At 74.0% G+C, this 19,398-nt stretch carries 15 protein-coding genes and 1 tRNA gene; 10 read left to right on the top strand and 6 right to left on the bottom strand.

Annotation, left to right across the window (positions count from 1 at the left end; genetic code table 11):
* Together AB0C73_RS15865 and AB0C73_RS15860 are read right to left on the bottom strand one after the other, a co-directional pair.
* Entirely contained in the window at positions 1-867 is an 867-nt protein-coding gene (locus AB0C73_RS15865; RefSeq protein ID WP_362529665.1) for a fused MFS/spermidine synthase, read from the bottom strand.
* Between the two features lie 234 nt (positions 868-1,101).
* Positions 1,102-1,653: a hypothetical protein gene (locus tag AB0C73_RS15860; protein ID WP_362529987.1), complete on the bottom strand. Its 552-nt coding sequence runs from the start codon at positions 1,651-1,653 to the stop codon at positions 1,102-1,104.
* A gap of 235 nt (positions 1,654-1,888) precedes the next feature.
* Between AB0C73_RS15860 and AB0C73_RS15855 the strand changes: the two genes are divergently transcribed.
* On the top strand, positions 1,889-3,187 hold the full coding sequence (locus AB0C73_RS15855) for a tetratricopeptide repeat protein (protein ID WP_362529663.1): 1,299 nt from the start codon (positions 1,889-1,891) through the stop codon (positions 3,185-3,187).
* 637 nt (positions 3,188-3,824) lie between these two features.
* On the opposite strand, the gene AB0C73_RS15850 is transcribed toward AB0C73_RS15855, so the two are convergent.
* Positions 3,825-4,418, bottom strand: coding sequence for a histidine phosphatase family protein (locus AB0C73_RS15850; RefSeq protein ID WP_362529661.1), 594 nt, complete (start codon positions 4,416-4,418; stop codon positions 3,825-3,827).
* A 191-nt stretch (positions 4,419-4,609) separates the two neighbouring features.
* On the opposite strand from AB0C73_RS15850, the gene AB0C73_RS15845 reads away from it, so the two are divergent.
* The 7 genes from AB0C73_RS15845 to AB0C73_RS15815 all read left to right on the top strand — a co-directional run bounded on the left by AB0C73_RS15845 (position 4,610) and on the right by AB0C73_RS15815 (position 10,861).
* On the top strand, positions 4,610-5,458 hold the full coding sequence (locus tag AB0C73_RS15845) for a phosphatase PAP2 family protein (protein WP_362529658.1): 849 nt from the start codon (positions 4,610-4,612) through the stop codon (positions 5,456-5,458).
* Positions 5,391-6,554 (top strand): hypothetical protein, encoded by a 1,164-nt coding sequence (locus AB0C73_RS15840; protein WP_362529655.1) that lies wholly within the window; start codon positions 5,391-5,393, stop codon positions 6,552-6,554. The genes AB0C73_RS15845 and AB0C73_RS15840 overlap by 68 nt, the downstream gene beginning before the upstream one ends.
* Positions 6,555-6,630: 76 nt before the next feature.
* Positions 6,631-8,220 carry a hypothetical protein gene (locus tag AB0C73_RS15835; protein ID WP_362529652.1) on the top strand — a complete coding sequence of 530 codons (1,590 nt, stop codon included), beginning with the start codon at positions 6,631-6,633 and terminating at the stop codon, positions 8,218-8,220.
* Positions 8,217-9,575, top strand: a complete 1,359-nt coding sequence (locus AB0C73_RS15830; RefSeq protein ID WP_362529650.1) for an AAA domain-containing protein — start codon at positions 8,217-8,219, stop codon at positions 9,573-9,575. Before AB0C73_RS15835 ends, AB0C73_RS15830 begins: the two co-directional genes overlap by 4 nt.
* A gap of 92 nt (positions 9,576-9,667) precedes the next feature.
* On the top strand, positions 9,668-10,024 hold the full coding sequence (locus tag AB0C73_RS15825; protein ID WP_362529648.1) for a hypothetical protein: 357 nt from the start codon (positions 9,668-9,670) through the stop codon (positions 10,022-10,024).
* A 167-nt stretch (positions 10,025-10,191) separates the two neighbouring features.
* The gene (locus AB0C73_RS15820) at positions 10,192-10,797 is read left to right on the top strand and encodes a bifunctional DNA primase/polymerase (RefSeq protein ID WP_362529645.1); all 606 of its coding nucleotides are present in this window, start codon (positions 10,192-10,194) and stop codon (positions 10,795-10,797) included.
* Positions 10,788-10,861: transfer RNA gene (locus AB0C73_RS15815), tRNA-Lys, on the top strand. Before AB0C73_RS15820 ends, AB0C73_RS15815 begins: the two co-directional genes overlap by 10 nt.
* A 60-nt stretch (positions 10,862-10,921) precedes the next feature.
* Here the strand turns inward: AB0C73_RS15815 and AB0C73_RS15810 are convergent.
* A complete protein-coding gene (locus AB0C73_RS15810; protein ID WP_362529644.1) occupies positions 10,922-12,175 on the bottom strand; it encodes a M6 family metalloprotease domain-containing protein in 1,254 nt (417 codons plus the stop codon).
* Positions 12,176-12,936: 761 nt separating this feature from the next.
* Between AB0C73_RS15810 and AB0C73_RS15805 the strand changes: the two genes are divergently transcribed.
* Positions 12,937-14,862 (top strand): EAL domain-containing protein, encoded by a 1,926-nt coding sequence (locus AB0C73_RS15805; RefSeq protein ID WP_362529641.1) that lies wholly within the window; start codon positions 12,937-12,939, stop codon positions 14,860-14,862.
* 125 nt (positions 14,863-14,987) lie between these two features.
* On the opposite strand, the gene AB0C73_RS15800 is transcribed toward AB0C73_RS15805, so the two are convergent.
* Together AB0C73_RS15800 and AB0C73_RS15795 are read right to left on the bottom strand one after the other, a co-directional pair.
* Positions 14,988-16,733, bottom strand: coding sequence for a glycosyl hydrolase family 18 protein (locus AB0C73_RS15800; RefSeq protein WP_362529639.1), 1,746 nt, complete (start codon positions 16,731-16,733; stop codon positions 14,988-14,990).
* A gap of 242 nt (positions 16,734-16,975) precedes the next feature.
* Entirely contained in the window at positions 16,976-18,055 is a 1,080-nt protein-coding gene (locus AB0C73_RS15795) for an LLM class flavin-dependent oxidoreductase (RefSeq protein WP_362529985.1), read from the bottom strand.
* Between the two features lie 491 nt (positions 18,056-18,546).
* Between AB0C73_RS15795 and AB0C73_RS15790 the strand changes: the two genes are divergently transcribed.
* Positions 18,547-19,305, top strand: coding sequence for an IclR family transcriptional regulator C-terminal domain-containing protein (locus tag AB0C73_RS15790; protein ID WP_362529637.1), 759 nt, complete (start codon positions 18,547-18,549; stop codon positions 19,303-19,305).
* The last annotated feature ends 93 nt before the right edge of the window (positions 19,306-19,398 follow it).

Below are 19,398 nucleotides of genomic sequence, written 5' to 3'. Positions count from 1 at the left end.
CTATTCGAAGACCGAAGCCGGCGGTACGGGCGAGGGCTTCGCGCGCTCGTCGGTGACCGGGGCCGCGCCGCCGGTGAAGTCGGCGAGCGCCCGCCCGTGTTCGACCCGCCCCGCGTGCGGGTCGGTCGCGACCCGCCGGGTCAGTTCGGCCACCGGCAGCTCCCGGTCGGAGGCGAGCAGTACGGCGTTGCCGAAGCGGCGGCCGCGCAGCACGGTCGGGTCGGCGGCCAGGGCCAGTTCGGGGAAGACGGCCGCCGCGGTCGCGATCTGGCCGCGGAGATGGGCCAGCGGCGGGCCGTCGGCGAGGTTGGCCGCGTAGAAGCCGCCGGGCCGCAGCACCCGCCGTACCTCGGCGAGGAACTCCGTACTGGTCAGGTGGGCGGGCGTACGGGCTCCGCTGAAGACATCGGCGATGATCAGGTCGGCCCAGCCGTCCTGGACCTTGCCGAGCCCGGCGCGGGCGTCGGTGGAGCGCACCCTGATCCTGGCGCCCGGGTCGAGCGGCAGTTCGCGCCGGACGAGGCGTACCAGGGGCTCGTCCAGTTCCACGATCTGCTGCGTGGAGCGGGGCCGGGTGGCGGCGACGTACCGGGCGAGGGTGAAGGCGCCGCCGCCGAGGTGCACGGCCTGGATGGGCCGGTTCGGCGGGGCGACGAGGTCGGCGACGTGGCCGAGGCGCCGCTGGTACTCGAAGGAGAGGTGGGCGGGGTCGTCGAGGTCGACGTGCGACTGCGGGGCGCCGTCGATGAGCAGCGTCCAGGCACGCGCCCGCTCGCGGTCGGGTACGAGTTCGGCGCGTCCGCCGTCGACCTGCTCGACAACCGCCGCCCGATCCCGATCCCGCTCCCGCTGCTTGTTCCTGGCCACGCCCCCATTATCGGGCCAGGTGAGAGGTGGCAGCGCCCGGCAGGGGGCGCGAGGCTGTGACACCATGCGGCTCTGCCGCGTGGGCGCGACCGGCCAACGACGCTGCGGCAGCCTCTAGGGGCGCGGGGCTGTGACACCTTGCGGCTCCGCCGCGTGGGCGCGACGGCCACGACGGCGCCGAGGCCGCGAGACGGCAGACCCCACCCGCCCCGCTAGGCGCACCGCAGTCACCGCTCAGCGACAGCCATCCGCCGCCTCGATCAGCCGCGCCGCCTGCCCCAGCGCCGCCCTCAGCATCGCCGGGTCGGTGACCTCGCCGCTGTCGCCGGGCGGCAGCAGCCAGTCGGCGGGCCGGGGGGTGGCACCGTCCGGGCCCGGGAGCTCGGGCGGCTCCGGGATCCGCAGCCCACGCCCGTCCGTCCTCGTACACGCGCTGCCCGGCATGTCCCAGCCCGCCGCGGTGCCGGGCGGCACCAGGAAACCGAGCGTGTCGCAGGCACCGTCGTGCAGTACCGGGCCGACCGCCGGAGCGCCGCCGCGCCGCAGGATGTCCACGGCCTCCAGGCCCTGCCGCGCCGGCACGGTCACCAGGTCGCACGACTCCGGCGACTCCAGTGGCGCCGCCGACGCCGGTGACGCCGGCCAGCCGCCGTGAGGCGCGCGGGGCACGAAGGACGCGCTCGCGTCCGCCGTCGGCGTGTGCTGCTCGGTGGACGCCCGCGAGGCGGCGTGCGAGGCGGCCTGCGCCGCGCCCGGCACCGGCCCGATGGCTCCGGCTTCCACCATTTCCACCATGGGACCCTCCTCGTTTGCGAAGAGGAGACACGTTCCGTCTCTCCACATGGTTCAACGCCGATCCACGTCAACGGCTACGGCGGCACGCCGCCGCAAAGGATGGCAGTTCATGGCAGATCGCGTACGAGATATCCGATTTGTTGTCAAACCCAGCGTGCGCGACCGGTCACAGCAGGTACGTTCTTGCCCCGCCGGAACACCGGCAGCACCAGGAGAGGGCTCGGCCATGGCGTTGTCACGGGCAGTTCCCAATCTCGCCTTCCGCAGGCTCCGCGGATCGCGGTCTCCGGCGGAGTTCGCCGCGGCCGTCCGCCGGGCGGCACGGGAGATCGGCGAGCAGGTCGCATGTGACGCCCGCTACGTCGGGCGCGTCGAGGCGGGCGAGATCCGCTGCCCGAACTACGCGTACGAGCGGGTCTTCCTGCACATGTTCCCCGGACTGAGCCTTGCGGACCTGGGGTTCTCGGCGCGGGAGGCCGTTCGCGGCCGGCGGCCGGCCGCCGTGGCGGCCGGGGCACCGCCGCCCCTCGCCGCCTTCACCACCCGGAACGATGAGGGGAGCGACGTGCTGCGTCGCGCATTCATGACCGGCGGCACCGCCACCCTGGCGACCGCCTCGCTGGGACTCGGCGGCCCCTCCGCCGTGGCGATCCCGGCCCCCCGGTCCGCCCACCGCGTCGGCGACGCCGAGGTCCGCGCCGTCGAGGAAGCGGTCCGGCAGATCCGGCTGCTCGACGACCGGCACGGCGCCGAGGGCCTCTACAAGCGGGCCACCCAGCCGCTGCGCACCGCCTACGCGCTGCTCGACGCGGGCGTCACCGCGCGCCGCTCCACCGCCGACCGGCTGCACAACGGCGCCGGCGAACTGGCCATCTCCGTCGGCTGGCTGGCCCATGACTCGGGCCGCTTCGACGACGCCCGCTCGCACTACGCCGAGGCCCTGGCCACCGCGCGGATGGCCGGCGACGCCGCGCTGGAGGCGCACGCCTTCTGCAACGCCTCGTTCCTGGCCCGCGACGCGGGCTGCTACCGGGAGGCGGTACGGGCCGCCCAGGCCGGGCTGCGGGCCGCGGCCCCGCTCGACTCCGACCGGCTGCGCGCGCTGCTCACCCTCCGGGAGGCCGGGGCCTGGGCCGGGCTCGGCGACCGCGCGGCCTGCTCCGAGGCCCTCGGCCGGGCGCACTCCCACTTCGGGCGGGGTCCGAGCGAGGGCGACCCGGAGTGGATGTCCTTCTTCGGCGAGCCGGAACTGGAGGCCCAGGAGGCGCGCTGCTGGTCGCTGCTCGGCGACTGGTCCCGCGCGGCCCGGCACGCCCAGCGCGCCACGGTCCTCCAGGACCCCCACTTCGCCCGCAACCTCGCCCTCTACCGTACGCAGCTGGCCGGAAACCTGGCCCGCGCCGGCCACCCCGACGAGGCCGCGGCGGAGATCCGACGCGTGGAGGAGTCCCTCGGCGGCGTGGAGTCCGCCCGCATCCGCAACCTGCTCGGCGAAACCCGCCGGGCCATCGCCGCCGCGCGCTGAGGCGGGCGGAAAGCCGGGCGCCGACGCGCAAGCCGCCGGGCGTGACGCCGGGGATGGTTCCGGGCGCGCAGCCGCGCGCGAGGCCCCGGCGAGACCGAACCCTGGCGCGCACACCGAGCGGCCGCCGCAGCGCGCAGGCCGCCAGGCGTGACGCCGACGGGCTACCGGCCCCGACGCGACGGCGCGACGGCCGCGGGCTGGGCGGAGCCAGCTCATCGTGGCACCGGGCGGCTGTCTCTCACCGCAAGGCGGAGCCCCGGCGCGAAGCCGGGCGCGCTGACGCGCACACCGAGCCGGGCACGACGCCCCGCAACGAGCCGCTCGCGAGGCCCCGGCGCGAAGCCGGGCCCTGGCGCGCACACCGAGCGGCCGCCGCAGCGCGCAGGCCGCCAGGCGTGACGCCGACGGGCTACCGGCCCCGACGCGACGGCGCGCCGGCCGCGGGCTGGGCGGAGCCGGCTCATCGCGCCACCGGGCGGCTGTCCCCCGCCGCGGGGCGGAGCCCCGGCGCGAAGCCGGGCGCGACGCCCCGCACCGAGCCGCAGGGCCGACCGGGGCCCGCTCCGGGGGCCGCTGCCCCCGCCGCTCGCCCGTTGCCCGGGCCGGCCGGGCCGGCCCCCGGCCGCCTCCGACCCGCCTACTCCAGGTGCCCGGTGTCGTTCCAGCGCTCGATCGCGGGGGCGCCGTACGCCCAGCCGAGGACCGACAGGCTGGTCGGGTCGAGGCGGATGCGGGAGGCGAAGGAGACGTCCTCGCCGAGCCAGCGCGCGCCGATCGAGCGCAGGATGTGGCCGTGCGCGAAGACCAGGACGTCGCGGTCGGCCGAGCGGGCCCACTCGACGACCCGGTCGGCGCGGGCCGACACCTCGGCCAGGGTCTCGCCCTCCGGCACGCCGTCGCGCCAGATGAACCAGCCGGGGTCGACGGCCTGGATCTGGGCCGGGGTCATCCCCTCGTACGCCCCGTAGTCCCACTCCATCAGCGCGTCCCAGTCCTGCGCGCGCTCGCCGAAGCCGGCGATCTCGCAGGTCTCCTTGGCCCGGACCAGCGGGCTGGTGCGCACCTCGACGCCGTCGAGCCCCGCCCACGGCCCGCGCGCCAGCCGCTCGCCGAGCAGCTTCGCGCCGCGCCGGCCCTCGTCGAGCAGGGGGATGTCGGTCCTGCCGGTGTGGCGCCCGAGCAGCGACCATTCGGTCTGGCCGTGCCGGGCGAGCAGGATGCGCGGTGCCATGGAGGCTCTCCAGAGGTGACGGGAAGGATGCCCTCCCATCATCACCCACGCCCTTCGGCCCCGATCGCCCGGCGGTCGCCCACCGGTCACCCGCCTGAACTCACGGTGACGGCCGGGCAACCTCAAGGGCCCTGACCGCGTCCTCCCACGACCGGACGGACACGGATCCGCAGGCGACGGGGGAATCAGACATGCGCAGGCCTCGCTGGTGGGTGGAGCTGCTCCTGATCGCCGCCGTGTACGCGGCCTACTCCTGCGGACGGCTGCTCGCCCGCGGCGATGTCCACATGGCCGTGGACCACGGACTGGCGGTCCTACGGATCGAGGAGACCCTGGCTCTCGATCTCGAACGCCCGCTCAATCGCCTCTTCTCCACCACCCCGGCGCTCGGCGTCCCCGCCGACTTCGCGTACGCCTCCCTCCACTACATGGTCACACCCGCCGTCCTGATCTGGCTGTTCCGCCGCCGCCCCGCCGCCGCCTACCTGGCCGCCCGCACATGGCTGATGACCGCCACCCTCCTCGGCCTCGTCGGCTTCGCGCTCCTCCCGACCTGCCCGCCGCGGCTGCTCGCCGCCGGGCACGGCTTCGTGGACACGATGGCGCGGTTCAGCGCGTACGGCTGGTGGGGCGGGGAGGCGAGCGCGCCGCGCGGGCTCGGCGGGCTGACCAACCAGTACGCGGCGATGCCGAGCCTGCACGTCGGCTGGGCGCTGTGGTGCGGCGTGATGCTCTGGCGGTACGGGCGGACGCCGCTGTTCAAGGTCGTCGGCGCGGCGTACCCGCTGCTCACGGCCCTGGTGGTGATGGGCACCGCCAACCACTACTTCCTGGACGCGGTGGCGGGGGCGGCGGTGATGGGCGCCGGACTGCTGCTCACGCCGCACATGCGGCGGGCCGCGGAACGGATCTTCGGGGGCGAATCGGCGCGAAAACACCCGCGTGTCAGTGGCGGATGGGAGACTTCCGCGGGTGAGCGCATCCCTGGGCAGCGGACCGCACCGGCCGCCGCAGACGACACTCCGGCATCGGCTCGCTGAGCTGCGCGGACCGGCCGCCGTGCCGCGTCCGCTGGACGCGCGGGCGCTGGCCGCCCTGGCCGCCAACCCCGGCTGCCGGCGGCGGGCGATCCTCGATGGGGCGGGGGTCGACAAGACCGCGCTCGCCGCGAAGCTGGGCGCGCCCTCGGGCTACGGGCAGTCGCAGTTCGCGATCGCCCGGGGCAACGCGTTCGAGGCGAAGGTGAAGGCGGACGGCGGGCGCGAGCTGCTCGCCCTGCTCGGCATCACCGAGCCGGGCACGGTGGATCTGCCGGAGCTGGCGGCCGCCGGACCCGAGGGCCGGGCGGCGCGCACCGCGCTGGCCCTGCGCGAGGCGACGGCGGCGGCGGCGACGGCGGGCCGCTGGGCGCTGCTGGACCATCCGATGCTGGCCCTGGAGGTGGCCGGTTCGCCGGTCTATCTGGAGCCGGACGCGGTCGTGGTGCGGCCCGACGGGCGGTGGACGGTCGTGGAGATCAAGTCCTTCCCGATGATCGACGGTTCGGCCGACGCGGCGAAGGTGGGCGCGGCGGCCCGCCAGGCCGCGGTGTACGTCCTGGCCCTGGAGAAGGTCGCGGCGCTCACGGAGGGCGCGTCGGTGGGCCACCAGGTGCTGCTCGTGTGCCCGAAGGACTTCTCCAACCTGCCGACCGCCTCGGCCGTGGACGTGCGCAAGCAGCTGTCGGTCACCCGGCGGCAGCTGCAGCGCCTCACCCGGATCGAGGAGATCGCGGACGCGCTGCCGGAGGGCGTGACCTTCGATGTCGCGGAGTGCTCGGCGGAGGAGCTGGCCTCGGCGGTGGAGTGCGTGCCGCACGCCTACGCGCCGGAGTGCCTGGCCGCCTGCGAGCTGGCGTTCCACTGCCGCGAGCGGGCGCGTGCGGCGGACGCGGTGGCGGCGCTCGGGCGTTCGGTACGGGGTGAGCTGGGCGGCCTGACGACGATCGGCGACGTCCTGGCGGCGGCGCGCGGCGAGGCGGGCGACCCGGACGACCCGGCGGTGGCGGCCCTGCGCCGGGCCCGGGCGCTGCGCGCGGAAGCGCTGGCGGCGGCTCCGGCCCGTATCCCGGCGGAGGTCGTCGCATGCCCCTGCTGACCGGCCTCAGGGCCTGTGCGGCGGATCATGGCCGGGTCCGCGACGCCTGGCACGTCCCCGCCGAGGAGGCACCCGCATGTCGCTGATCGGCACCCTGGCCCGGATGGAGGCCGTCGAGGCGGGCCGGGCCCAGCCGCTGGCCACCGTACGGCACCGGCATCTGTCCGCACGGCCGCTCGTCCTCGTACCGCTGACGACCTCCGGTGAGGCCGGGGCGCCGCTCGGGGCGCTGGTGGGCACCGACCCGGAGGAGCCGCGGCTGCTCGTCGTACCGCAGCCGCGCGACCGGGATCTGCGGTTCGCGTTCCTCGCCGAGCTGGCCGACGCGATCCTGCCGTACGTCGACACGTACGCCGGCGTCGTCGAGGCGGCCGAGCGCAACGAGACCGACCCGGAGACCGGAAAGAAGGTCAAGGTCGAGGTCGAACTGTGCGCGGACGCCCCGCAGTTGGTGGTGCCGAGCCGGGCCGGCATCGAGTACGTACGCCTCCTCGGGCGCTCGACCCGCTTCCGGCGCACGGCCGAGCAGGACCCGGAGACGCCGTTCCCGGCGCCGCCGCGGGTGCCGCTGCTCGGGCGCTGGCTGACCCACTTCGGCGAGCGGGCCCGGGTGCCGGGCTCCTCGCTGCTCGTCGCGGCGACCGATCTGCTCAACCGGCACTGGGCGACCGGCCAGTCCTCCCTGGAGGACCAGCACCTGGGCGCGCTGCTCGCCTGGATCGACCCGTACGACGGAGAGCCGGGCGCGAAGGCGGCGCTCCGCGCCGAGCTGGGCCGGGACGCGCAGGGGCAGCTGCTCTGCCCGCCGGCCGGTCCGGCCACCGACCCGGCCTTCGACAACAAGCTGCTCGCGCCCGCGATCGAGCGCTACGACCGGGCCCGGCAGGCGCTCGGCGCGGCCGAGGACGGCGGGGCGGCCGAGGACGGACTCGCCGAACTCACCCGCGCCGAGCGGGAGATCCGCCGCCTCGTCGCCACGCAGCTCAAGCCCACCTGGGACGCGGTGTGGCAGGCGCTCGGCCTGCTGCGCGAGCTCCCGGAGGGGGCCAGGGTCCCCGACCGCTGGACCCGCGACCGCTGGTCGTTCACCGGCCAGCGGGACCGGATCGCGGCGGGCGAGCCGCCGCAGCCGCGCCGGGACGACGCCGTGACGGCGGCCTCGAAGCTGGCGGCGCGCGAACAGGCGCAGGGCCAGCTGGAGGCGCAGGAGGCCCTCGACGACCCGCTGGTGATGGCGGGCCGGCGGCTCGCGGGCGAGGCGTTCGTCGCCGAGGTCATGGAGGTCACGATGGCCTGGACGGAGTCGAAGCGCCCGGCCCCGCGCCCGCTGCTCACCCTGCGCACCGACGACCGGCCGCACCTGGGCGAGGGCGTGAAGGTGTACCGCTCGCTCGACGGCAAGCCGCAGTCGGCGGAGTTCGTCCGCCACGAGCCCGACGGCGCGCTGGTGCTGCGGCTCCTGGACAAGATGGGCCGGGGAAAGGATCCGGCGGAGGGCACGGTGCCGGAGAAGGGCGAGCGGATCGCGTGGACGCTGTTCGAGCACGACCAGCGGATGGGCCCGAAGCTGCCCGACCCGGAGGAGACCCCGTGGACGCACGGCGGCCCGCCGCGTACAGACGCCGCCGAACTCCCTGACGCCGTAACGCCGGAGGACATCCTGTGAGCCCCGAGTCCCTGCCCTTCGACTCCCCGCCCTTCGACCCCTCCGCGGAAGCCGCCCGGGCCACGGCCGGCATCCTGGCCGACACGCTGCACGGCACCGCCCGCGGTGTGGTCGTGGACTCCCCGCCGGGCGCCGGCAAGTCGACGCTCGTGGTGCGGGCGGCGCTCGAACTGGCCGAGGCGGGGCGCCCGTTGATGATCGTGGCGCAGACCAACGCGCAGGTCGACGACCTCGTCCTGCGGATCGCGGAGAAGCAGCCGGAGCTCGCGGTCGGCCGGCTGCACTCCAATGACGCGGACCCGTACGACAAGGCCCTGAACGACCTGGAGCAGGTGCGGAAGTCGGCGAAGGCCGGCGACCTCGCCGGCCTCCCGGTGGTGATCTCCACCGCCGCGAAGTGGGCGCACGTGCAGAACGTGGAGCCCTGGGCGCACGCCATCGTGGACGAGGCGTACCAGATGCGCTCGGACGCGCTGCTCGCCGTGGCGGGCCTGTTCGAGCGGGCCCTCTTCGTGGGCGACCCGGGGCAGCTCGACCCGTTCTCGGTGGTGGGCGCGGACCAGTGGGCGGGCCTTTCGTACGACCCGTCCGCATCGGCCGTCTCCACGCTCCTGGCCCACAACCCGGAGCTCCCGCAGCACCGCCTCCCGGTGTCCTGGCGCCTCCCCGCCTCGGCCGCGCCCCTGGTGTCGGACGCCTTCTACCCGTACACGCCGTTCCGCAGCGGCACGGACCACGGCGACCGGCGGCTGTCCTTCGGCGTGCCGTCGGACGGCTCGGGCCCGGACCGGGTCCTGGACGAGGCGGCGGAGTCGGGCTGGGGCCTGCTCGAACTCCCGGCCCGCCACACCCCGCGCACCGACCCGGAGGCGGTCCACGCGGCCGCCCTGGTCGTCCGCCGCCTCCTCGACCGCGGCGGCGCCTCGGTCAGCGAGCGCTCCCCCGACCCGGCCCCCCTCACCCCGGACCGCATCGCCGTCGGCACCGCCCACCGCGACCAGGCGGCGGCGATCCGCGCGGCCCTGACCGGGCTCGGCGTCACGGGCGTGACGGTGGACACGGCGAACCGCCTCCAGGGCCGCGAGTACGACGTCACGGTCGTCCTCCACCCCCTCTCCGGCCGCCCCGACGCCACCGCCTTCCACCTGGAGACCGGCCGCCTCTGCGTCCTCGCCTCCCGCCACCGCCACGCCTGCATCGTCGTCTGCCGCGCCGGCGTCACCGACCTCCTCGACGAACACCCCTCGACGGAACCGGTCCAGCTGGGCGTCACGGTGAAGTTCCCTGACGGCTGGGAGGCGAACCACGCGGTGCTGTCGCACCTGGCGGAACACCGGGTGAGCTGGACGCCGTGAGCGGCGGGCTTCGGCCCTCTTGCCAGGCGCGGGAGAATGGGAAGTGGCGGCCCGGGTGTCCGGGCCGTGTGCGTGCGAGGAGGAGAAGGACGATGGCGGAATCCGCGGAGCGGAGCGGGCAGCGGCGGGTCCGGCCTGCGCCGCTGATCTTCGAGCCGGCCGAGGCGACCGCCGACCCGGAGCACTTCTTCGACCTGGAGTCGATCGAGGACCCGCGGGAGCTGCTCGCCCGGGCGACGGAGCTGACCCTCGCCTTCCGGGCGGCGACGGACCGGGCGATCGAGTTCCAGGCGATCGCGGCGGCCCAGCTCACGGACCCGCGCCGGTTCGACCGCCTGACGCCGGCGGACGTCGCCGAGCGGGCGGCGTGGACGGAGGACTACGCCCGGAAGATGATCGAGTTCGGGCAGGGCCTGATCCGTACGGGCGGGCGCGAGATCGAGGACTGAGCAGCGGGGCCGGAGGCCCAGGGCCCGGGGACTGGGCCCGCGGCCTACCCCCGTCGCCCAGCACCGCGGCATATGCCGGGGCGCAAGATACTCCTCCGGACCCCGCCGTGTCCGGGTTTCCGGCAACCCGCGGAATCGGCTCCGTCACAGCCGGTAGATCTTCTCGTATGACGACGTGGCTGAGCGACGAGACGACGGTCCTGTACGACATCTGCCGGCATCAGCCCGCGCGGGTCACCGAGGACGGCGCCGCCTGGCTCGCCTCCGCCGTCTCCCGTCCGGTCGCCGCGCTCGCGGTCTGGGAGCAGCACCCCGCCTCCCCCGCGGTGCTCCCCTGCGGCACCGTCTTCGACGTCGTGAACGTCGAGCCGACCTTCGGGCGCCGGATGCTGGACCGGCTGTGGGCCGAGGGCCCGGGCAGCGGGCCGGTCGCGATGCACCGCGGCCGGATGCTGCTGTTCGCGGCCCCCGGCACCGCCCAGCGTCTGCCGTCGCTGCTCGACTGGGAGGAGTGGGGCCAGGAGGTGCCCCGGCCGCTCTGCCACGGCACCGGCGACGCGGTGACCATCCCGCCGCTCACCCCGCACGACTCCGCCGGCCCCCGCTGGCTGGTCGCCCCCGACACCCGCAAGCCCTGGCTCCCCGGCCCCGAGGTGCTGCTGTGGGCCTGCGTGCGGGCGGTCCGGGCGGTTAAGGCGGCCGACGTGCGGGTAGCGATTTTTGCTTCCCCGGATCCGGATGCTAATGTCTACGACGTCAGCAGGCGCCGCTAGCTCAGTTGGTTAGAGCAGCTGACTCTTAATCAGCGGGTCCGGGGTTCGAGTCCCTGGCGGCGCACCGACGGAAGAAGCCCCTCGCGGAAGCGGGGGGCTTCTTCGTGTTCCAGCACGGATCCCCTCAGCCGACGGGCTGCGGGCCCGTGATCCGTACCGTCCACACGCCCGCCCGGGTCCGTTCGGCCACCTCAAGGCGTACGCCCGTGTCCGGGACCGTGAAGGACTCGCCCTCGCCGAGCGGGGCGTCCGCGAGGGGCGGGTAGACCGAGCGCTCCCAGCAGGCGTCGGTGCGCGGGTGGGTGTCGACGACCTCCACGGGGCCGTCGCCGGACGCCGCCCGGTTGCGCACCCGGTAGACGAGGACGCCCTCGGTGCAGGTGTCGGCGTCGTTGCCGGTCGCCGAGCGGGCCTCGATCGCCAGGACGCTGTCCTCGCCCGTACGGACCACGGCGAGCCGGGTGCCGAGCGTGCCGCCGGCCACCGGGGCGGCGGCGACCGGCTCCAGGCCGATCACATGCGTGCCGGGGCCGCGCACGCAGGTCACCTGGGCGCGGTCGAGCCAGCCCAGCTTCCACTTGTGCCAGGCGAAGAGATCGGGCGCCAGGCCGAACTGGCTGCCCATGACGTCCCAGTCGCCCACATGGGTGTCCCAGTCGCCCTTGCCGTCGGTCGGCCGGTGGTAGAGGTCGGGCAGGTCGAAGACATGGCCGGTCTCGTGGGCGAGCACGTTGCGGTCCGGCGGGTGCCGCTCGAAGACCGTCACGACCCGCTTGAGCTCGGTGCCGTCGGCCTCCAGCGGGTGCTCCAGGTTGACCACCTTGGTGGCGTCGGAGTCCACGCCGGGAGCGTCCGGGTCGGCGACCAGATAGACGATGTCGTAGCGGGAGAAGTCGACCGAGGCGTCGGCCGCCCGGATCGCGTCGCGCAGATAGGCCGCGCGGTGCTCGGGGCTCCAGTCACGCCGTATCGCGTACGAGGAGGAGGCCCGCGGCATCTTCGCCCAGCCGGTCTGCGGGTGCACGCGCAGGTGGAACCGCCCGTACGAGGCGCGCTCGAAGAACTCGGCCGTGGCGGGGAAGTGGTCGGCGGTCAGCTCGGCGGGGGTGGTGAGCGGCGGGGAGTCCGGGAAGGAGAGGAAGATCATGACCGCGTCGAGGGCGCGGGTGGGCCGCGGATAGGCCCGGTTCCAGGTGTCGAGGCCGAGGGAGTGGTGCGCGGCGGTACGGGGCAGGGCGCACGGGCCCGCGGAGGGCGCGGCGACGGCCGGGCCCGCCACCAGGCCGGTCGCGGCGAGCGCCGCGAGGGAGGTGAACGCCGCGGCCCCGGCCCGCAGCCGCGACCGCCGCGGCCCGCCGGGCGTTCCGCCACCGGGCACCCCGGCGGGGCCGGAGCCGGACGGCCCACCGGGCCCGCCGCCAGGAACCCCACCGGCGCCGGAGCCGGGCGACTCCCCGGGCCCGCCGCCAGGAACCCCACCGGGGCCGTGGCCGGACGGCCCACCAGAGCCGGCGCCGGACGGCCCACCGGGGCCGGAGCCGAACGGCTCACCGGGCCCGCCGCCAGGAACCCCACCGGGGCCGGAGCCGGACGGCCCGCCAGAGCCGGCGCCGGACGGCCCACCGGCCTCCGAGCCGGGCGACTCCCCGGGCCCGCCGCCAGGCACGCCGCCGGCCGCCCCACCAGGGCCGGGACCGGGATCCGCGCCGGGACCAACGCCGCGCGCCCCGTCCGGCGGGCCGCCGGACACCCCGTCGGGCACTCCCCCGGGTACTCGCCCGGGTGGCTGCTGACCCCTCACGTGGACCTCCGGCTGCGGAAAGCTGACACCTCAACCACCTTGTGGTGATTTGAGATGTTTCGCACCTTTCGGCTGCCCCGGTCGGGTGAGCGCGACCCGCCGGGTCGACACGACACGGGCGCTCGGCAGCTCACGGAAAGTCACATTCGGTCAGGCCCTCGACGACCCGTGTCACACCCGCGCAGAAACGATCGGCCAGTCCTCCGGGTGGGGAGCCTCACAGTCCGCCCGGGCCCCGAGGGCCGTCCAGAAGCTGGAACGGCGCCCCGGCCAGCCTCTATGATCGGCACAATTTCCCTGGGCCGACCATTCCGACCACATCTGTACGGGAGCGAGCGGTGAGCGGATCCCCCGAAGTACCGGTGCACCCGTCGGCGGAACCGGCGATCACAGAGTGTCACTCACCCGCACCCGATCCGGGCGACGGTACGGAATTCCACGAGCACCGCGACCTCGGCGACCCCGGCGCCCTCCGCGACCTCCGCGACTGCCGGGCCGCCTTCCGCGCCGCCCGGCTCGCCATGGCCGTGGTCGACCGCGACGGCGTCGTGGTCACCGCCAACGACGCGCTCGGCACCCTGCTCGGCACCGAGGCCGGCGCGCTGCGGCAGCAGGCCGCCGCCGACCTGGTCGACCTCGCCGCCGACAACCGCACCTGGCACGCCTACCGCGAGGTGCTGCGCGGCCGGCGCTCCCGCTTCCGCTGCACCCGTCGCCTCAAGCACCCCGACGGGCACTCCCTGTGGGCCGAGGTCACGGTCGCGCCCATGCCGGACAGCACCGGCATGCTGCTCTCGGTCGCGGACATCAGCGACCGGCGCGAACTCCAGGCCCGGCTGCGCCATCTCCAGATGCACGACCCGGTCACCCGGCTGCCCAACCGCGCCCTGTTCTTCGAACGGCTCACCGCCGCCCTGGAGGGCGCCGTCGCCGAGGGCCCGGCGGCCGACGAGGACCCCCGGGACCACACGTACCAGTCCTATGAGTCGTACGGGCAGGGCAGAACAGGGCGGATCGGGATCTGCTACCTGGACCTGGACGGGTTCAAGGCGGTCAACGACACCCTCGGGCACCGGGTCGGCGACCGGCTGCTCGCCGCCGTCGCGGGCCGGCTGACCGCGTGCGCCGACGGCTACGGCTACACCCGCAGCGGCGGGCATCTGGTCGCACGCCTCGGCGGCGACGAGTTCGCGATCCTGGTCGAGGACTCCACCGGCACCGAGCAGGTGGCCGACCTCGCCCAGTCGGTGCTCGCCGCGCTCCAGGAGCCCTTCGACCTGTCCGGGCAGCGGCTCTCCGTCTCAGCCTCCATCGGTGTGGTCGAGCGGCGCGCGCACGGCTCGACCGCGACGCAGCTGATGCAGGCCGCCGACACCACGCTGTACTGGGCCAAGGCCGACGGCAAGGCCCGCTGGACGCTCTTCGACCCCGAGCGCAACGCGCACCGGATGACGAGGCAGGCGCTCAGCTCCACCCTCCGGCCGGCCGTGGAGCGCGGCGAGTTCGTGCTCGAGTACCAGCCGCTCGTGGACCTGGCCGACGGGGCGGTGCGCGGGGTGGAGGCGCTGGTGCGCTGGGACCACCCGCAGTTCGGGCTGCTGACGCCGAATCGGTTCGTCGGGATCGCCGAGGAGGACGGCTCGATCGTCGAGCTCGGCCGGTGGGTGCTGCACACCGCCTGCCGCCAGGCCCGGCAGTGGCAGAAGGACCACCCGGGCGACCGGCCGCTCTTCGTCAGCGTCAATGTGGCAGTGCGTCAGGTCTGGGACTCCGACCTGGTCGCCGATGTCGCCGGCATCCTCGCCGAGACCGGGCTCGCCCCGTACCTGCTCCAGCTGGAGCTGACCGAGTCCGCGGTGATGGGCTCGGCGGGCCGCCCGCTCCAGGCGCTGCAGGCGCTGAGCGACATGGGCGTGCGGATCGCCATCGACGACTTCGGCACCGGCTACTCGAACCTCGCCTATCTCAGCCGGCTGCCGGTCTCCGTCCTGAAGCTGGACGGATCGTTCGTGCGCGGCTTCCAGGACGAGGCGCACGCCAACCCGGCCGACGAGCTGATCGTCGAGGCGCTGGTGGGACTCTCGCACCGGCTCGGGCTCACGGTCACCGCCGAGTGCGTGGAGACCGCGGGCCAGGCCGCCCGGCTGCGCCGGATCGGCTGCGACACCGGCCAGGGCTGGCTGTACTCGCGGCCGGTGGCGCCGGACCGCATCGCCGAACTGATCGGGGTCGCACCCCTGCCCGTACAGCCGCAGCCGGCGTAGCCCGTACGTACGGGAGACAGCGGGCATGGAACTGCCCCCGGCCGGAGGGACATTCCGGGCGGGGGCAGCGGTTCATGAAGGGGTCACACGGGGGGTGACCGAGGTGGCCGGGGTGACCAGAGGGACTAGCAGGCGCCGAGGTCCTGCCAGACGCCCCACTCGCCGGTCGTGCCCGGCTCCTCGTTCTGCGTCCACCACTTGGCCTTCCAGTTGTGGCCCTTGTGGGAGACCGTGTCGCCACCGACGTAGACCTGGCCGGCCACGTACGCCGGGGCGGTGCAGCCGGTCGGCGGGGTCGTGGTCTGCGTCGGGGTCGGGGTCGGGCTGGTGGTGGTCGCCGTCGGGGTGGGGGTCGGGGTCGCCGTCGTCTGGGTCGGGGTCGGGGTCGGCGTCGGGTCCGTCGGGGTCGAGCCGACCGCGGTCACGATCTGGTTGAAGAGCGTGGCGTTGGCGTCCAGGCCGAGCAGCGAGTACATCATCGCGCCGGCGAGACCGCGCTGGTGGGCGTAGTCCGCGCGGGCCTGGATGGTGCGCTGGTCGAGACCGGTGAAGAACTCGCCGTCCTTGTAGAAGTAGGCGGACTTGGCCTGGTCGTCCCAGAAGGTGGCCGACGGGTTGTCGACGATGCCGCCGAGCTCCTTGTAGTACGCGATGCCGGCCGCCTGGCTCAGCGGGCGGGCGTTGGAGCCGCCGGTGGCGGTCTGCGCGAGGCCGTTGGTGGTGCCGGCCGGCACGCCCTTCCAGCCGCGGTAGTAGAACTCGTAGCCGAGGGTCAGCTTGTTGGCGGGGAAGCCGCCCGCGATGCCGTAGGCGGGCTTGCCGTCGAGCCAGGAGTCGATGGCGTTGTCGATCGAGTACTTCTCGGTGCCCGGCTTGATGACGTCGGTCGGGTCGTTCGCGCCGGAGTAGAGCGGGGACTGGTGGTACGTCGGCCCGTCGCCGTCCCAGGCGCCGTGCATGTCGTACGTCATGATGTTGGCGTAGTCGAGGTACGCGCCGATCTTGTCCGTCTCGATGTTCGCGATCTTGTCCTGGCCGGCCGGCAGGGCGGCGGTCAGGAGGTACTTCTTGCCGCCGTGGGCGGCGCCGTACTCGTCGAGCTGCTTGCGGAACTCGGCCAGGAGCAGCGTGAAGTTCTGCTTGTCCTCGGGGGCGTAGTGGTTGCCGAGGTGCCCGTCGGGCGAGCCCGGGTACTCCCAGTCGATGTCGATGCCGTCGAAGATGCCGGCGGCGGTGCCGGGGCCGCCGTAGCCGCCCTCGACCGGCAGGTCGCCCTGGATGTACTGCTTGATGCAGGAGGAGACGAGCTTCTTGCGGCTCGCGTCGGTCTTGGCCGCGTCCGAGAAGTACTTGGAGTAGGTCCAGCCGCCGATCGATATGTTGATCTTCAGGTTGGGGTGCTTCGCCTTCAGTTCCTTGAACTGGTTGAAGACGCCCACGATCGGCTGGTCCCACTTGTCGGCCACGCCGTCGACGCTGTCCGCGGCCGAGAAGGACTTCTGGTAGTCGGCGTACGAGTCGCCCGCGCCGTCACCGGCGCTGGGGTTGGCGTCGTCGCCGGCCGCCTTGTTGGCCTCGAAGCAGGTCAGGTCGGTCGGGTGGATGTTCCCGAACGAGTAGTTGATGACGTCCAGCTTGGCCGCGATCCCCCGCTCGTCGAGCTGCTTGGGGTAGAAGGCGTTCCCGTACACGCTCCACTGGTCGTAGTACGCGATCTTGACGCCGCCGGTGGACGCGGCCGTGGTGGCGGCGGAGGCGGAGCCGAGGCTGGCGGTGGCGGCGAGCGCTCCGCCGGCGAGGGCCGAGGTGAGCAGGGCGGCGATCAACGGCTTGCGGGGACTGCGGCGACTGCGGGGGTTGCGGGGGTGCACGTGCGGCCTCCGGGAGGGGTGGCGGTACGGAAGTTGGAGCAGTGATATCCGCCGCGTGAACGGTGCGTCAATGGTCTGAACCAGATTGAGGACTAGACCAATTGACGGAAGAAAGCCCTTGTCAGAGACGTGCAGCACAAAAGCCAACCGCCCGCCACCATGTGTGACGAGCGGTTTAAGGTTCACTTAGGAGTCGCGGAGTGGTTCGTTCGAAGGTGAACCAACGGCCCGGGAAATTCCGCTTAGCCGAGCACCGGCAGGACCTCCGGCAGTCCGTACGCGTCGGCGATCAGCTCGTAGCTCCGCAGCCGCGCCTCCCCGCCGTGCGCGTTGGCCGTGAGCATCAGTTCATGGGCGCCGGTGCGCTTCTGGAGGGCTTCGAGCCCGTCCCGTACCTCGTCGGGCGTGCCGTACACGATGTTTCCCAGCCAGTCGTCGACGAACTCGCGCTCCGCGGGGCTGAATGCGTACGCCTCCGCCTGCTCCGGTGTCGGTACGAGCCCGGGCCGGCCGGTGCGCAGCCGCAGCATCGACAGGGCGCCGGTCAGCACCTGGCGGTGTGCCTCCTTCGCCTCGTCGGCGGCGAGCGCGGCGACGCCGATCAGCGTGTACGGCTCGTCGAGGACGGCGGAGGGGCGGAAGGACTCCCGGTAGAGGTCGAGCGCCGGGACGGTGTTGCGCGCCGAGAAGTGGTGGGCGAAGGCGAAGGGCAGGCCGAGCAGGCCGGCGAGGCGCGCGCTGAAGCCGGAGGAGCCGAGCAGCCAGATCGGGGGGCGGCCCTTCGGGCCCTGCACCGGGCCGGGGACGGCGTGGATCCGGGCGTACGGGTGCCCGTCGGGGAAGGAGTCGTCCAGGAAACGGGTCAGCTCGGACAGCTGCTCCGGGAAGTCGTCCGCGCCCTCGCCCAAGGTCTGGGTCCGGCGCAGGGCGGCAGCCGTGGCGCCGTCCGTGCCGGGCGCGCGGCCGAGCCCGAGGTCGATCCGGCCCGGGGCGAGCGCCTCCAGGGTGCCGAACTGCTCGGCGATCACCAGCGGGGCGTGGTTCGGCAGCATCACACCGCCGGAGCCGAGCCGGATGCGGCGGGTGTGGGCGGCGAGGTGGGCGAGGATCACGGCCGGCGAGGAGGAGGCGACACCGGGCATGGAGTGGTGCTCGGCCACCCAGTGCCGGTGGTAGCCGCGCCGCTCGGCGAGCCGGCTGATCTCGACACTGGTCGCGAGCGCCTGGCTCGCGGTGCGCCCCTCGCCGACCGTGACCAGGTCCAGTACGGACAGCGGTACGGGCGCGGTGCCGCGCGCCTCTCCTCGAATCGCGTCTCGAATCGCGTCGCTCACCGTGGGCGGCCTTCCTGCGCAGTGACGTCGGTATGGAGACCCCTAACAGGAGGAGGTCTCCGGTTATTCCGCCGGGACAGGGGGCGGGGGTACCGGCGGGTGGCCGACGGGGACACCGACAGGGACACCGACAGGGATGACGGGGGCACCGACAGGGATATCGGCGGGCATACGGGTGGGGGTACCCACAAATCTACGGCCGGAGGTGGGACCGGGGGTGCGAACGGGGCTCGGGAGGTCGGCGCGCGAAAAAATCTTCACGTCCGGAGGGGCCCCGAACGCCTGCGCGAGCGGGCCCGCGCACGGCCCTGACCTCAGCCTCTATCCGAGGGCTGTGACAGTGACATATGCCAGGGTGGTGAGGCCCAGTACAGGGGCCCTGTGCGCCACATCATTCTCGCCAACAGCCGCCCCGTTGCGGGCGCTTGGCGGCTATCGTGGTACGGAAGCTTGCGGTCACAACCTGGTAGGGGGAAACCGTGGCGCTGAAGCCCGAGCCCACCGCGCCGTTCCACTCGGTGCAATACGCCTTGCGCGTGCTTGAGACGGTCTCACGGCACGGCGGCGGCGTGACGGACGTGCAGATCGCACGGGAGACCGGTCTGCCCGTCGCCCATCTGTCGTCCCTGCTTCTGATGCTCCGGCGTGAAGGCTACGTGGAGCAGGTCGCCGACGGCGCCTACGTCATCGGTGACTCCCTGGTCCTCCTCGGCTCCGGTCTGACCCGCCGCGAAGCCCTGGAGCGCAAACTCCAGGAGACCCTGACCGAACTGCGCGACTCGGTCGGTGCCGCCGTCTACATCAGCCGCTACATCGACGGCGAGGTGAAGATCACCCAGTTCGCCGACGGCCCGCGCACCCCGAAGGTCAACGAGTGGGTGGACTTCCGCTCGGCCGCCCACGCGAGCGCGGTCGGCAAGTGCCTGCTCACCCAGCTCGACCAGAACGGGCGCCGCGACCACCTCTCCCGCCACAAGATCGCCCGGCTGACCTCCCGGACGATCACCAACGAGCGCGTGCTGTTCTCCCGGCTGGACAGCCAGCCGCCGACGGTCCCGATGCTCGACCTCCAGGAGTACGCGGTGGGCACGGTCTGCGCGGCGGTGCCGCTGACGGCGGGCTCGACCGTGGGCTGCCTGGCCCTGTCGCTGCCGATCGAGCACGCGCACCGGCTGCGCGCGGCGGCCGACACCCTCAACCGGCGGGCGGCTCCGGTGGTGCTCTCGCTGGCGATCTAGGTGATCCGGAGGGCGGCCAGGAGAGCGGCCGGGAGGGTGATCACGAGGGTGGTCACGAGCACCCCTCCGGACCAGGTAGTATTTTCTCTGTCA

It is taken from the genome of Streptomyces sp. NPDC048623, from assembly GCF_040650755.1.
Taxonomy (GTDB): domain Bacteria; phylum Actinomycetota; class Actinomycetes; order Streptomycetales; family Streptomycetaceae; genus Streptomyces.
Note: the sequence above shows the minus strand (reverse complement) of the source record. Positions and strands in the feature narration are given on the sequence as shown.

Excerpts from the sequence above, each read along its gene's own strand:
- AB0C73_RS15860 (WP_362529987.1), bottom strand. The coding sequence starts at position 1,653 with ATGGTGGAAGCCGGAGCCATCGGGCCGGTGCCGGGCGCGGCGCAGGCC.
- AB0C73_RS15855 (WP_362529663.1), top strand. The coding sequence starts at position 1,889 with ATGGCGTTGTCACGGGCAGTTCCCAATCTCGCCTTCCGCAGGCTCCGC.
- AB0C73_RS15850 (WP_362529661.1), bottom strand. The coding sequence starts at position 4,418 with ATGGCACCGCGCATCCTGCTCGCCCGGCACGGCCAGACCGAATGGTCG.
- AB0C73_RS15845 (WP_362529658.1), top strand. The coding sequence starts at position 4,610 with ATGCGCAGGCCTCGCTGGTGGGTGGAGCTGCTCCTGATCGCCGCCGTG.
- AB0C73_RS15835 (WP_362529652.1), top strand. The coding sequence starts at position 6,631 with ATGTCGCTGATCGGCACCCTGGCCCGGATGGAGGCCGTCGAGGCGGGC.
- AB0C73_RS15825 (WP_362529648.1), top strand. The coding sequence starts at position 9,668 with ATGGCGGAATCCGCGGAGCGGAGCGGGCAGCGGCGGGTCCGGCCTGCG.
- AB0C73_RS15820 (WP_362529645.1), top strand. The coding sequence starts at position 10,192 with ATGACGACGTGGCTGAGCGACGAGACGACGGTCCTGTACGACATCTGC.